Source organism: Paraburkholderia sp. 22098, assembly GCF_052045935.1.
In the GTDB taxonomy this organism is placed as follows: Bacteria; Pseudomonadota; Gammaproteobacteria; order Burkholderiales; family Burkholderiaceae; genus Paraburkholderia; species Paraburkholderia caledonica.
This window is the reverse complement of record NZ_JBQEPV010000005.1, coordinates 1-12,891: the sequence shown is the minus strand read 5'-3', so window position 1 is coordinate 12,891 and position 12,891 is coordinate 1. Positions and strand designations below refer to the sequence as shown.

At 61.6% G+C, this 12,891-nt stretch carries 12 protein-coding genes and 1 tRNA gene; 4 read left to right on the top strand and 9 right to left on the bottom strand.

The window, feature by feature from the left end; translation table 11 throughout:
- Positions 1–84: 84 nt before the first annotated feature.
- Complete coding sequence (locus ACTJLB_RS11750) at positions 85–828, bottom strand: GntR family transcriptional regulator (protein ID WP_440783349.1); 744 nt, start codon at positions 826–828, stop codon at positions 85–87.
- 163 nt (positions 829–991) lie between these two features.
- Here ACTJLB_RS11750 and ACTJLB_RS11745 point away from each other — a divergent pair, with 163 nt between their 5' ends.
- Together ACTJLB_RS11745 and ACTJLB_RS11740 are read left to right on the top strand one after the other, a co-directional pair.
- The gene (locus ACTJLB_RS11745) at positions 992–2,296 is read left to right on the top strand and encodes an MFS transporter (RefSeq protein WP_440783348.1); all 1,305 of its coding nucleotides are present in this window, start codon (positions 992–994) and stop codon (positions 2,294–2,296) included.
- Between the two features lie 2 nt (positions 2,297–2,298).
- Positions 2,299–3,189: an amidohydrolase family protein gene (locus ACTJLB_RS11740; protein ID WP_440783347.1), complete on the top strand. Its 891-nt coding sequence runs from the start codon at positions 2,299–2,301 to the stop codon at positions 3,187–3,189.
- A gap of 92 nt (positions 3,190–3,281) precedes the next feature.
- Here the strand turns inward: ACTJLB_RS11740 and ACTJLB_RS11735 are convergent.
- The 8 genes from ACTJLB_RS11735 to ACTJLB_RS11700 all read right to left on the bottom strand — a co-directional run bounded on the left by ACTJLB_RS11735 (position 3,282) and on the right by ACTJLB_RS11700 (position 10,985).
- Positions 3,282–3,358, bottom strand: a tRNA-Val gene (locus tag ACTJLB_RS11735).
- Positions 3,359–3,440: 82 nt separating this feature from the next.
- Positions 3,441–4,940, bottom strand: a complete 1,500-nt coding sequence (locus tag ACTJLB_RS11730) for a M81 family metallopeptidase (RefSeq protein ID WP_440783346.1) — start codon at positions 4,938–4,940, stop codon at positions 3,441–3,443.
- Positions 4,937–6,235, bottom strand: a complete 1,299-nt coding sequence (locus ACTJLB_RS11725) for a Zn-dependent hydrolase (RefSeq protein WP_440783345.1) — start codon at positions 6,233–6,235, stop codon at positions 4,937–4,939. Before ACTJLB_RS11725 ends, ACTJLB_RS11730 begins: the two co-directional genes overlap by 4 nt.
- A 32-nt stretch (positions 6,236–6,267) precedes the next feature.
- The gene (locus ACTJLB_RS11720) at positions 6,268–6,969 is read right to left on the bottom strand and encodes an ABC transporter ATP-binding protein (protein WP_088175899.1); all 702 of its coding nucleotides are present in this window, start codon (positions 6,967–6,969) and stop codon (positions 6,268–6,270) included.
- On the bottom strand, positions 6,966–7,733 hold the full coding sequence (locus tag ACTJLB_RS11715; RefSeq protein WP_020071374.1) for an ABC transporter ATP-binding protein: 768 nt from the start codon (positions 7,731–7,733) through the stop codon (positions 6,966–6,968). The genes ACTJLB_RS11720 and ACTJLB_RS11715 overlap by 4 nt, the downstream gene beginning before the upstream one ends.
- On the bottom strand, positions 7,730–8,794 hold the full coding sequence (locus tag ACTJLB_RS11710) for a branched-chain amino acid ABC transporter permease (RefSeq protein WP_440783344.1): 1,065 nt from the start codon (positions 8,792–8,794) through the stop codon (positions 7,730–7,732). Before ACTJLB_RS11710 ends, ACTJLB_RS11715 begins: the two co-directional genes overlap by 4 nt.
- Positions 8,791–9,651 carry a branched-chain amino acid ABC transporter permease gene (locus ACTJLB_RS11705; protein ID WP_027780285.1) on the bottom strand — a complete coding sequence of 287 codons (861 nt, stop codon included), beginning with the start codon at positions 9,649–9,651 and terminating at the stop codon, positions 8,791–8,793. The genes ACTJLB_RS11710 and ACTJLB_RS11705 overlap by 4 nt, the downstream gene beginning before the upstream one ends.
- Before the next feature lie 125 nt (positions 9,652–9,776).
- Positions 9,777–10,985 (bottom strand): ABC transporter substrate-binding protein, encoded by a 1,209-nt coding sequence (locus ACTJLB_RS11700; RefSeq protein WP_087752980.1) that lies wholly within the window; start codon positions 10,983–10,985, stop codon positions 9,777–9,779.
- Positions 10,986–11,227: 242 nt separating this feature from the next.
- Here ACTJLB_RS11700 and ACTJLB_RS11695 point away from each other — a divergent pair, with 242 nt between their 5' ends.
- Positions 11,228–12,076: a FadR/GntR family transcriptional regulator gene (locus ACTJLB_RS11695; RefSeq protein ID WP_440783607.1), complete on the top strand. Its 849-nt coding sequence runs from the start codon at positions 11,228–11,230 to the stop codon at positions 12,074–12,076.
- Positions 12,077–12,207: 131 nt separating this feature from the next.
- On the top strand, positions 12,208–12,672 hold the full coding sequence (locus ACTJLB_RS11690; RefSeq protein ID WP_440783606.1) for a hypothetical protein: 465 nt from the start codon (positions 12,208–12,210) through the stop codon (positions 12,670–12,672).
- Positions 12,673–12,891 lie beyond the last annotated feature (219 nt).

The window sequence follows — 12,891 nt, the reverse complement described above, 5'->3', positions numbered from 1 at the left end:
GCCATGGGGTGATACCCGCATGACGGGCAACGCCACCTTGAGTAGGAAGCTGTGTTCAGCGGAAACAGGCGGGCTAACGCGGGTCTAGCGGATTTCGACCTGGTACTGGAATGTATCGGCCGCGCCACGCGTGCTGCGCCATTCGAACGGTGTGCCGGCGAAGTCGGAGGCGACGCGGTGAACCAGAATCACCGGGCTGCCGGTTTTCATGCCGAGCAGCGAAGCCGTTTCGGCGGTAGCCTGTTCTACGCGGAGAATTTCGGTCGCGGAGGCCACCATCTGCTTGCAGAGCCGTTCGTAGAGCGGGTACAGCAGGTCTTCGAATTTGTCGAGCGGCAACGCGGCAAGCGCTTCGAAACGGGCGCGCGGCAGCCAGATTTCCTCCGACAACACCGCCTGCCCTTCGATCATTCGCACGCGCGACAGATGAATTGCCTTCTCCGAGGCCTTCATACGCAAAGCGTTGCGGATCTCTTCGCTGGGCTTCACCACCTCGCGCCTCAGGACGCGCGCGGTGGGGCGCACCGGCTGCCCGTCGCGCGAGACAAAACGAAAGAAGCGGAACAGCGACGAGTCGAAGCGCGGCCGCCGCACGAACGTGCCTTTGCCTTGGGTGCGGGTGAGCACGCCGTCGCTGACCAGCAGGTCGATCGCCTTGCGAACGGTGCCGGTCGAAACGTTGTAGAACTGGCCTAGTTCCGCCTCGGTGGCGATGGCCTCTTCGGGCGCCCATTCGCCGGCGGCAATGCGGCTCACGAGGTCGTCGCGCAATTGCTGATAACGGGGCAGCCGGTCGTCCGGCCTGGACACGAAAGACGCCGTATTCATGGATTCATACAGTTATGCAGAGGAGTAACTACTGTACCGCATTGAATCGATCGAAAGCGAGCAAGGGTTATTACCCAATGACCCGCAGTCCGATTGGGCGCAAGATTCATACAGTCATATATATGAATCACCGAAACAGCAGGACGAACGGACGGAGATGGCTATGTTCAATTGGTACAGGCAGGGTACGCCTGTCGAGCGCAACACCTTCTGGGGGTGTTTCGCGGGATGGGGTCTGGACGCGCTCGACGTGCAGATGTTCACGCTTGCCATTCCAGCGATCATCGCGGCGTATGGCATCGACCACACGCAGGCGGGCGCGATCAGCGGTGTGACCCTGGTCTCGTCGGCGCTAGGCGGCTGGATTGCTGGCGCGCTGTCGGACCGCTTCGGCCGCGTGCGCACCTTGCAGATGACGATTCTCTGGTTCGCCGGCTTCACCTTCCTGTGCGCATTCGCCCAGAATTTCCCGCAGCTGTTGCTGCTCAAAGCGCTGCAAGGCTTTGGATTCGGCGGCGAATGGGCTGCCGGTGCTGTGCTCATGGCGGAGACGATCCGCACCGAACATCGCGGCAAGGCAATGGGCGCGGTGCAAAGCGCGTGGGCCGTGGGTTGGGGCGCCGCGGTGCTGGTCTACGCAGCCGTATTCTCATGGCTTCCCTCTGACACCGCCTGGCGCGTGATGTTCGCAGTCGGCCTGCTGCCCGCCGGCCTCGTGCTATTCGTGCGGCGCAATCTGAAAGAGCCGGTGCGCGTTGAGCCCGCCGGCGCGAGAGTCGGTCCCAAAGTCTCAGCGTTTGGTCAGATCCTGCAAGTGTTTCAGCCTCGCGTGCTTCGAACCACGATCATCGGTGCGGTGCTCGGCACGGGTGCTCACGGCGGCTACTACGCGATCATGACGTGGCTGCCCACGTTTCTCGCGAAGGAAAGGCATCTGTCGGTGTTGAACACTGGCGGTTACCTCGCCGTCGTGATCGTCGCGTTCTGGTGCGGCTGCATGCTGAGCGCGCTCCTGCTCGATCGGATCGGCCGGCGTCGCAACATCGCGTTATTCGCTTTCTGCTGCATCGTCACCGTGCTCGCATACGTCATGTTGCCGTTGACGAACATGCAGATGCTTGTTCTTGGCTTCCCGCTCGGCCTCTTTGCCGCCGGCATTCCGGCAAGCCTGGGCCCGCTCTTCAACGAACTCTATCCCGCCGACATGCGTGGCACCGGCGTCGGCTTCTGCTACAACTTCGGGCGCATTGCATCCGCAGGCTTTCCGGTTCTGGTCGGCTACATGAGCCATTCGATGTCGCTCGGCGCGGCCATCGGCATCGACGCAGCCATTGCCTACGGGCTTGCGATGACCGCGGTACTACTGCTTCCGGAAACGCGCGGCAAGCGTCTGCGCGATACCGCGCCGGAGCAGGCCGCAGATGCAGCCGATGCAGCGCGCCTCAACCTGAACTCTCCGCGCAGTTGAATATGAACGCACACGCATCCTTACCGTCGTTTGCACACGGTGGCGTCGACACCCACGCACACGTTTTCGAGCAGGGCTTGCCGTTGACCGGCGATCGCCGCTACGCGCCCGCCTACGACGCAACGCTCGACGACTATCGGCCGCTGCTGAACGCGCATGGAATGACGCATGCGGTGCTCGTGCAGCCGAGCTTTCTCGGCACCGACAATCGCTATCTGTTGCACACGTTATCCGCCGACACCGAGCGTTTGCGCGGCGTTGCTGTCGTTGCGCCGGACATAAGCGCGAATGAGCTTGATGATCTGCATAGGCATTGCGTAACGGGAGTTCGGCTTAACCTTATCGAGCAGCCGCTGCCGGATTTGCGCGCACGACCGTGGACGTCGTTGCTGGACCACGTTGCGCGACTGGATTGGCATGTCGAATTGCACCGAAACGCAGCCGATCTGGCACCGCTGATCGACCAGCTTCTGGAGCGCGGCGTGCGAGTCGTCGTCGATCATTTCGGCCGGCCCGATCCGGCATTGGGCACGCAAGACCAGGGTTTCAAAGCGCTGCTCGGCTATGGCAAGACGCGGCGGGTGTGGGTAAAGCTGTCTGGCGCATATCGCTGTACCGCACCGGACTCTGCGTTCGTTGCAGACGCGACACGGCAATTAATCGAGCAGTTTGGGCCTGACCGTTTGATGTGGGGCAGCGACTGGCCGCACACGCAATACGAAGCGGTGACGAGTTATGGTGACACCTTGTCGACGCTGCTCGACGCCGGTCTCGATTCGACCGCTCTCGGCGCGATTTTGCGCACCACTGCTCGCTCGTTCTATGGATTCGACGTTGAGTCTGTCGCGAATGCGTCCGCAACGACGGCAGCCGTGCAACGCGCGACGTACTGAATGCAGAGAGAGGAAAGCGAGGAGTTACAGCGACTGTTTTGACAGGACAGTGGACGAAAGCGGAGCCGCTTTCGTCCACCTCACTGATGCGTTGGTAGGCTCGATTGGATTCGAACCAACGACCCCCACCATGTCAAGGTGGTGCTCTAACCAACTGAGCTACGAGCCTGTAGAGGCGCGAATTATAGAGAGTCTGTCGAAACTGTACAAGAGCCGGACGGCATTCTTGTTGTCGACGCTCGCGCCACTCATTACGACGCGCTCCATTCGGCATCTGCATCGAGTGGAAAGACCGGGCGCCGGATATTCTGGAAAGCGAACAGGCCGTAGTCCGAACTCGTCACGCCCCGGCTATCGCACTCCACGAGCCCGGCGGAGATCGGCACGAAAACCGGACGGCAATACATGCGCGATTTGAGTAGCAGGAAACGCGCGCGACGCGGGTCGATACCAACGCTTTCGAACACGCCCAGGTCCCACGGCTCGTGCGTGTGTTCGGTCACGACCAGCTTCACAGTACCCGTATCGAGAACCGCGGCGCGTCCCATGTGGGCTCGCTGCCCGGTGTAAGTCGGCCCGCTGATCACATACTCGCCGTCGGTCAAGGCTCGCACGACACCGGTCATCGCGACGGGCGCGCGCGGCGTCACCGCACTGCTTCCAACCTTGTTGCCGATCGTGATGGTCACCGTGCTGCCGACGCCCGCGGCCATCAATGCGGCCATCGCCTGCGGATCGCACAACGGCCCGGTGACGATGCCGTCCAGATTCTGCCGGAGCGCTTCTTCGAGCAGATCCATCGTGTCGCACGTGCCGCCCGACATGCAGTTGTCGCCATGATCCAGCAGAAGCACCGGCTTGTCGGCGTCTTTTGCGAGAGCAGCGGCTTGCGCAACCGATTCCGCGAGCGGCGCGCTGCGATAGACGAACTCCTCGCGCTCGTTCCAGATTTGTTGCGCGATTCGCTCGGCCACTGCTTCCGCCTGCGCGCGCTCGCCATTGCCGACAACCACGACGCTGATACACGGCGCAGCGATATCCGCGAGCGAAAAGCCGGACAACACCGAGACCGCGAGCATGCCCTCGGCCTCGGCGGCGCGCGCCGCGTCGACAGCACGCTTCATCGCGCCCTCAGCGGTCGCGCTGCGCAGCGTGTGCGTGAGCAGAGGCGGCTGGCGCCAGGCGATGACCGGCTTCGCCTCGCCATGTATCAGATCAAACAGCAGACGCGCCGCGTGCGCGCCAGTCTCATACATATCGACGTGCGGATAGGTCTTGAAGCTGACGATCACGTCCGCGTTGTCGATCATTTTCTGCGTGACATTGCCGTGCAGATCCAGCGCGACGGCAATCGGGGCATTGGGCAATGCCGCGCGCACGCGTTCGAGGAGATCGCCTTCGCCGTCATTCGAATTTTCCGCGACCATTGCGCCGTGCAGGTCTAACATCACTGCATCGCATCCGCTCGCGGCGGCCAGAATTGCGTCGCAGATTGCGTCGTATGCGGCCGCTTCGACCGGCCCGCTCGGGTTGGCCGCCGCCGACACCGGCGTAACGATCTGCGCGCCTTCGCGTGCAGCGGCGTCGATGAACGCGGCCATTGCGGTCTGCATGCCCTTGTTGTCGTTGAACGCGTCGTCGTTGAAGCTCGGGCCGGCGTTCGCACCGTTCTGGCCGAAAGCGGACAACGGCGTCGGCACCGGCGAGAACGTGTTGGTCTCGTGATTCATCCGCGCGATGAGGATTTTCATACGTTCGAACCCTCCGACATCGGCGCTGTCTGGACAACTTGCGCCGCTCTCAACATGGCGTGCAGCAACACGTTGCAGCCGGCCTCCAGATGATCCGCGCGCGCGTCTTCGATTTCGTTGTGGCTGATCCCGTCCTTGCAGGGCACGAAGATCATCGCGGCAGGCGCGACGCGCGCGAGATACACGGCGTCATGGCCGGCACCGCTGATCACGTCCATTGACGAGAGGCCCAGCATCTCCGCGCCGTGTTTGACGGCGGCCACCAGTTCCGTCGCGAACGGTTGCGGCGCAAAGTACACGACCGGCTCGACCTCAACCGCGATGCCCGCTTTTTCGCTCGCGACCGTGCAGGCGTCGCGCAGCGCGCTGTCCATTGCGGTCAGCGTGGTGTCGTCGGCGGCGCGCAGATCGACCGTCAGCTTGACGCGGCCTGGAATCACGTTGCGTGAGTTTGGATGCACGTCGACCCAGCCTACCGTGCCGCGCCCATGCGGCGCATGGTCGAGCGCAATACGGTTCACGGCGTGAATGAGGTCGGCGGCAACGAGCAGCGCATCGCGGCGCAATTCCATCGGCGTCGGCCCTGCGTGCGCCTCCATGCCGTGCACGGTCACGTCGTACCAGCGTTGACCGAGCGCGCCTTGCACGATGCCGATAGTTTTGTCGTTTGCTTCCAGCACCGGGCCCTGCTCGATATGTGCTTCGAAATACGCACCAACGGTATGCGGTTTCGTGTTTTCTCCAACGTAGCCGATTGCGGTCAGCGCGTCGCGCACGGACACGCCGTCCCGATCCTGCTGCGCAAGCGCATGTTCGAGCGTGAAAGCGCCTGCAAACACGCCTGAGCCCATCATCACGGGAACGAAGCGCGAACCTTCCTCGTTGGTCCAGACCGCGACCTCGATCGGGGCGAGCGTTGTAACGTTTGCATCGGCCAGCGTGCGCAGCACTTCGATGCCGGCGAGCACGCCGTAGTTGCCGTCGAACTTGCCGCCGGTCGGCTGCGTGTCGATGTGGCTGCCGGTCATCACCGGAGGCAGCTCGTCGCGCAAACCAGCGCGGCGCGCAAAAATGTTGCCGATCGCGTCGATGCGAACCGTGCAGCCTATTTCCTTCGCCCAACTAACGACCTGATCGCGTGCTATGCGATCCAGTTCGGTTAGCGCGAGCCGACAGACGCCGCCCTTCTCGGTCGCTCCAATTTTCGCGAGCTGCATGAGACTGTTCCAAAGCCGTTCGCCATCAACGCGCAAACGACTCACTGCCTCGGTAGCCTGCGATTCATGAACTTGCATCAGTGCTTCCTCATAGTGAAGTCGGCGCGGACTCAGACAACGCCGACGCCCAGATAGCGGTCCTTGATCGAGTCGTCGGCGGCGAACGACGCATTGTCGCCCGAATAAACGATCACGCCCTGTTCGATGATGTAGTGACGATCCGCGAGTTGCGTGCAGACTTCGAGGTTCTGCTCAACGAGCAAGATCGCCACACCTGCCTCGCGAATGAGTTTGAGTTGCGCGACGATTTCTTCGACGATCACCGGCGCGAGGCCTTCTACCGGTTCATCGAGCATCAGAAGACGCGGATGATTCATCAGCGCACGGCCAACCGCTAACATCTGCTGTTCACCGCCGGACAGTTGTCCGCCGCCGTTCGTGCGTCGCTCTTTCAGCCGCGGAAAAATGCGGTAGATGTCGTCGAGTTGCCACGGCGAATCTTTGCGCGCGCCGAGCCGCAAGTTTTCTTCCACGGTGAGCAACCGGAAAATACCGCGGTGTTCGGGCACGAAACACACACCACGCGAGGCGATCTTATGCGGCTGCAGCCCGCTTATGGTCGCGCCGTTGAACGTCACGCTGCCGTTCTTCGGCGCGACGACGCCCGCGATCGCTTTGAGCGTGGTGGATTTTCCTGCGCCGTTGCGGCCCAGCAGCGTAACCGTCTCACCTTCCGCGATCTGCAACGAAACGCCTTGCAGGATGTGACTTTTGCCGTAGAAGCCGTGAATCTGCTGCACGTCGAGAATCATGCGCGGCCTCCGGTAATCATGTTGCCGAGATAGGCGCTGCGCACGCGCTCATCGCCGCGAATTTCGTCGGGCCGCCCTTCCACCAGCACGCGCCCTTGTTGCATGACGGTGATCGTGTCGGAGATGTCCATTACGATGCCCATGTTGTGCTCGATCAGGACGACGGTGTAGTCCTCGCGCAGGCCGCGAATCAGTTGCTTCATATCGTCGAGGTCGTCGATACCCATGCCCGACGTCGGCTCGTCGAGAAAGATCGCCTTGGGACGCGCCGCGAGTGCCATGCCGACTTCGAGCCGCCGCTGCTGACCGTGCGACAGAGCGCCTGCCGACACTTTGCTGAAACGCTGCAACGCGAGGCGTTCGAGTATGTCGTCGACGGTTTCAGTGTGAGCCAGTGCGCCGCGCGGCGGCGACCATGCATTGAGCGCACGCACGGAATCGACACCTTGCGCAGCGAGCCGCAAGTTTTCCTGCACGCTCAGATTGGCGAACAGACTCGTCACCTGGAACGATCTCGCGACGCCGCGACGCACACGCTTGTGATCGGGCTCGTGCGTCACGTCGTGTCCGTCGAAGACAATCGTTCCCGCGGTGATCGGCAGAGTGCCGGTGAGCACATGGAAAAGCGTAGTCTTGCCGGCGCCGTTCGGACCGATTACCGAGTGCACGGTGCGCGGCATGATGCTTAGGTTGACCTCGGAGAGCGCCGTGAATTTACCGTAGCGCTTCACGAGGCCGCTTGCGTTCAGAATGGCCTCGCTCATGCGCGCTCCTTTGCGGTGTCGTCGGCTGCTGCGTCTGCATCGGCTTTGTCATTTCGGCGCAGGGCGTGCCAGATGCGCTCGCCGAGTCCCCATAGACCGCGCTGCATGTACAGGCTCACCGCCATCAGTACGATGCCGAGCAACAGCAGCCAGCGCGGCCACAACGTCGAGAGCCAGTCGGCGAAGAGCACATAGAAAGCGGCGCCCAGCACGGACGCGAAGAGGTTGCCGGTGCCGCCGATCACGGTCATCACGAGGATCATCTCGCTCGTGTGGTAGTCGATGTTGGAAAGCGGCGCGATGCCGGTCATCAACGCATGCAATGCGCCCGCGAGTCCGGTTACGGCACCGGAGATGACGAACGCCATCAGCTTGAATCGCTTGACGTCGTAGCCGACGGCGGCGGCGCGCGCTTCGTTGTCGCGGATCGCAAGCAGCGTGCGGCCGAATACCGAGTGCGAGACGCGCATCAACAGCCAGAACACGACGAGGAAAAGTACCGCGACGAATCCGTAGTACTGCCACGGGGAAGCGAGCGGAATCAGCGCTTTGCCGGGCAACCCGAGCGCCGGCCGCCGAATGTCGAGCAGTCCGTTGTCGCCGCCGGTCAGGTCCGGCGTGGTGTAGGCGAGGAAGTAGAACAGTTGCCCGAATGCGAGCGTCAGCATCACGAAGTATGTGCCGCGCTGTCGGATCGAAAACCATCCGACCAATGCGGCTGCAATTGCACCAATCGCGATTGCCGCCAGCAGCGCGACGGGCACCGGCAACGCGGCCCTGGTCAGCACGAGCCCCGCGCTATAGCTGCCGAGTCCGAAGAAAATGCCCTGCCCGAACGACAGCAGTCCCGTGTGGCCGAGCAGAAGGTTGCAGCCCAATGCGGCGAGCGCGAATACGAGCACTTCTGTCGCGAGCGAGCCGGAGCGCAACGTCAGCGGCAAGATGCACACGACGAGCAGCGCGAGCAACAGGAACCGATAGCGATGCAGCGCGTGTCGCGGAACGGGCTGCGATGCACGCGTAACTGCTTTAGTGTCGGCGGCTTTGGAAGTATCGATCATGCGGCTCTCCCAAGCAGGCCATTGGGCCGCAGCAGAAGAACGGCCGCCATCGCGACGTAGATCATCAAGCGCGCGCCTTCGGGCCACAGCGTGCTCATGACGCTTTGCACGATGCCGACCAGCAGGCCGCCGACCAGCGCGCCGAGAAAATTGCCCATGCCACCCACCACCACGACCACGAACGCGACGCCGAGCGCCTCGATACCCATGAAAGGATCGACGCCGCGAATCGGCGCGGCGAGCACGCCGGCGAGCGCGGCGGTTGCGGCACCGAGCGCGAACACGAGGCTGAACACCCGCAATACGTTGATGCCGAGCAGCGAGACCATCTCCGTCGATTCGCTGCCGGCGCGCACCGCGCTGCCGAGACGCGTACCCTCGAGCACCCACCAGAGCAACGCCGCGAGCACTGCAGTGAAGCCGATCACGAACAGGCGGTACTTGGGATAAACAAAACTGCCCCAGATCACCACGCCGTTCAGCATGTCGGGAACGGCCACGTTGTCACCGAGCGGCCCCCACACGAGGATCGCGCATTCCTGCACGACGAGCGCGAGGCCTACCGTCACGAGAATATGGAACTCGTGCTGCTGCGCGTAGACGTGCCGCAAAATCAGCTTTTCGACGACCCATGCCAAGGCGCCGACCGCAATCGGCACGACGATCAGCGCTGTCCAGAAGCTCATCGACCACTGCATCGCCTGATAGCAGAAGTAGGCGCCGAGCAGATAGAAGGCGCCGTGCGCGAAGTTCACGAAGCGCAAGAGGCCAAACACAATCGACAAGCCGACCGCGAGCAGGAAATACAGCATTCCGACCCCGATGCCGTTGACGATCTGCAGCAGATAAACGTTCATGGCGTCCGTGTGAGGAATTGGCGAAATTCACTGCCTGTGCTTGTGCGTGTGCGTGCGCTCCGTGCTCTCCTGCGCTCGCACGTGTATGTGCTGCGGTGCGCGAGGCACCGCGGCGCCCGCGCGAATCAAGCCAGCTTGCAACCGGTCTTGTCGAGCGGCAGAAACGATTGTCCTGAACTGACGATATCCGCGTAGTCGTCGGCGTTTTTCATCTTGCTCTTCGCCTTGCCCTTTAACAGATAATAGTTCTTCAGCACCTGATGATCGCCCTTGCGAACCTCTTCAGGTCCTGTCAAACCATCGTATTTCATGCCTTCGAGCGCGGCGACCACTTTCTTCGGATCGACGTTGCCGGCCTTTACAATGCCGTCCAGCAGAATTTTCGTGCAGATGTACGAGCCGGCCAGGCTGTAGTTCGGATTCGTTTTGAAGGCCGCCTGCGTGCGTTTGACGAGATCGCGGTTGAGCGGCGAGTCGATTGCGTGCCAGTACTGCGCACCGAAATACACGCCGTCGCACAGGTCCGCACCGAGCGATTCGAACTGCTCGAGACCCGAAGCCCACGCGAGCAGAATCGTGCAGTTGTTCTTCATGCCGAAGCTGACCGCCTGGCGCAGCGTGTCGGAAGATTGCGAACCGAAGTTGAGGATGAGCAACACGTCCGGCTTGGCGGCGACTGCGTTCGTCAAATAACCGCTGAACTCTTTTTCGTTCAGCGAGTGATAACTGTTGCCTACGTGCTCGATGCCCTTCTCCTTGAAGACGGCTTTTGCGGCGGACAACAAGCCGTCGCCGAATACGTATTGCGGCGTGATCGTGTACCAGCGTTTGGCCTTCGGCATCATCTGGATCAGCGGACGCACGGTCTGTTCGATTGCGCCATACGTGGGCACCGACCAGCGGAAGGTCGCATCGTTGCAGTCTTTCCCAGTGATTTCGTCCGCACCCGCTGTGGTGATGAAGACGCCGCCGGCTTTCTGAACTTCCTTGCCCATCGCCAATGATTCGGACGACAAAATACCGCCCGCAAAGAATCGTGCATTCTTCTGTTGCGCGATTTCCTGAACGCGGCGTACTGCTGTTGCCGGCTTACCTTCCGTGTCGAGCACCGAATAGGCGAGCGGTTCGCCGAGAACCTTGCCATATTGTTCGATGGCGAGCTTCATACCGAGGTCTGCATACTTACCGTTGGCGGCGAACGCGCCCGACATCGGCACCGGACAAGCGAACTGCACGCTGCCTGCCTGTGCGAAGGCGCTGCGCGCGACGAGCGACCCCAGCGAGCCCGGAACGGCCGACAATGCGGCCAGCTTCAACATATTTCGGCGATTCAAAATGACGCTCCTTGGAAGAGACACGCACTGAACGACTGCGAAAGCTTGCTGGCCACGGTGAACTTTCCACCACGTCGGCTTTGTTCTATTTATCATGATAAATAGGTTGAATCCGATCGTAGGTACAATAAATTCCGGTGTCAATAAGGCAAAATTCCTGGCGGCAGCGAAGTAGCTTTGCTTGCAACGTAGTGGGCGCCGGCGGAACGTCGATGGTGCAGTACACAAATGGGAGCATGAAGATGGCCATGGATCGAACCAAGGCTGGCGCAGCGATTGAGATCAAGCAGCAGAAGCGCGGCGATCTGGTCGCGGAGGAAATCAAGCGACTGATCACGGAAAAGGATCTGAAGCCGGGCGATCGCCTTCCACGCGAGGTCGAGTTGCAGCAACTCTTCTCGGTGAGCAAAAGCACGATCCGCGAGGCGCTGAAGTCGCTTGAAGTTCAAGGGCTCATCAAGGTGACGACCGGCCCTGCCGGCGGCGGCATGGTGGTGGAGGTGCCGCTCGATCGGACGTTGCAGCTTCTGCAGAACTATCTGTTCTTCAAGGACGTTTCGATCGACGACATTTACACCGTGCGCAAACTGCTCGAGCCGGAACTCGCGGCAGGCGCGGTCCCGCACCTGACAGAGCAGGATTTCGAAGCGCTGGAGGCGAGCATTGCTTGCTGCGATAGGCCGGCTTCGGCGCACGGCGGGCAGGACATCGTCCGGCAGCGCCAGGAGGACGTGAACTTCCACGACATTCTGGCGGCGGCTAACCCGAACCCGTTTTTGCGTTTCAGCTGCGAGCTGATTAACGAGATGATCCGGCAGCTCATCGAGTTTCGTAACGATACGCCGCAGGCCGAGCACGAGCGGTTCGGCCAGGCCAACGTCAAGATTCATAAGGCGATCACGAAAGCAGCGCGCGAGCGTGACGTCGACAAAGTGCGCGAGCTGATGATGGTCCATATGACCGAGGCGCCGCGATACGTGAAACGGATGAAAGGGAAGCTGCGCGGGCGACTTATTCTAGACTCGGAGATCCGCCGCCGGGTGCGGGCGCGAAGCGCTGGTCCGGTGGAGGCGGAGGGAGATGGGGGGTGATGCTGCGGGGTGATGGGGTTGGTGGCGGTGCGGGGGCGGTGCCAGAGAAGTCGGCGGCTAACGACAAGAGGGCTCAACCTTTTGACGCGCGCGCCGTTATTGCATCTGCACAGCACGTTCACTGGACCTTCATGGCACAACCTATTCCGTTCTCCCGAAACACCGGCGCGGCACGCGCCCGGCATGCCAAGGCGATGCTGCTGCCGATGGCACGCCAAACCGCGGACGATCTCGCGCTGCGCGTGCATCTGGCGCTAGACGCGTTGCGACGAGGCGACGGCGGGATAAGCGATGCGCAGACACTGACGCAAGTAATGCTGCTGACGGGTTTTCTGGCCGAATCGGGTTTCGGCTCCGCGACTGGCGAGCAACTCGGCGAGGCCGAGCGTGCGATAGCCAAGGTATTCGACACCGGACGAGATACCGGCAGATGGATGCTCAATGAGAACGGATTCGCGATATTTGCACAGATCGCTACCAACTACGACCAGCAATTACACCGCGCTCCGCTTTGGGCAATTACCGAGGTCAGCGAGCGGCTGGACCGTTTTACCGCGGGGCTGCCGGATCAATTTGCGACGCGAAAGAGGGCTTAGTTGTCGCCCGATTACCGGAGTACTGAATAGCCGAGAATCGCTTCAAGCCGTATTCGTCCGATGACGACAGCGATTTGTTTGCTTGGCTGTTTTACCGCCGGTAAACGCAGAAACCCCACCTTTTGTGGGGTGGGGTTTCTGATGCTGCTGGGGAGCCTGACGATTACCTACTTTCACACGGGCAATCCGCACTATCATCGGCGTGGAGTCGTTTCACGG

Coding starts and splice junctions, on each gene's coding strand:
- ACTJLB_RS11740 (WP_440783347.1), top strand. CDS start 2,299: ATGAACGCACACGCATCCTTACCGTCGTTTGCACACGGTGGCGTCGAC.
- ACTJLB_RS11730 (WP_440783346.1), bottom strand. CDS start 4,940: ATGAAAATCCTCATCGCGCGGATGAATCACGAGACCAACACGTTCTCG.
- ACTJLB_RS11745 (WP_440783348.1), top strand. CDS start 992: ATGTTCAATTGGTACAGGCAGGGTACGCCTGTCGAGCGCAACACCTTC.
- ACTJLB_RS11690 (WP_440783606.1), top strand. CDS start 12,208: ATGGCACAACCTATTCCGTTCTCCCGAAACACCGGCGCGGCACGCGCC.
- ACTJLB_RS11715 (WP_020071374.1), bottom strand. CDS start 7,733: ATGAGCGAGGCCATTCTGAACGCAAGCGGCCTCGTGAAGCGCTACGGT.
- ACTJLB_RS11695 (WP_440783607.1), top strand. CDS start 11,228: ATGGCCATGGATCGAACCAAGGCTGGCGCAGCGATTGAGATCAAGCAG.
- ACTJLB_RS11720 (WP_088175899.1), bottom strand. CDS start 6,969: ATGATTCTCGACGTGCAGCAGATTCACGGCTTCTACGGCAAAAGTCAC.
- ACTJLB_RS11750 (WP_440783349.1), bottom strand. CDS start 828: ATGAATACGGCGTCTTTCGTGTCCAGGCCGGACGACCGGCTGCCCCGT.
- ACTJLB_RS11725 (WP_440783345.1), bottom strand. CDS start 6,235: ATGCAAGTTCATGAATCGCAGGCTACCGAGGCAGTGAGTCGTTTGCGC.
- ACTJLB_RS11705 (WP_027780285.1), bottom strand. CDS start 9,651: ATGAACGTTTATCTGCTGCAGATCGTCAACGGCATCGGGGTCGGAATG.
- ACTJLB_RS11710 (WP_440783344.1), bottom strand. CDS start 8,794: ATGATCGATACTTCCAAAGCCGCCGACACTAAAGCAGTTACGCGTGCA.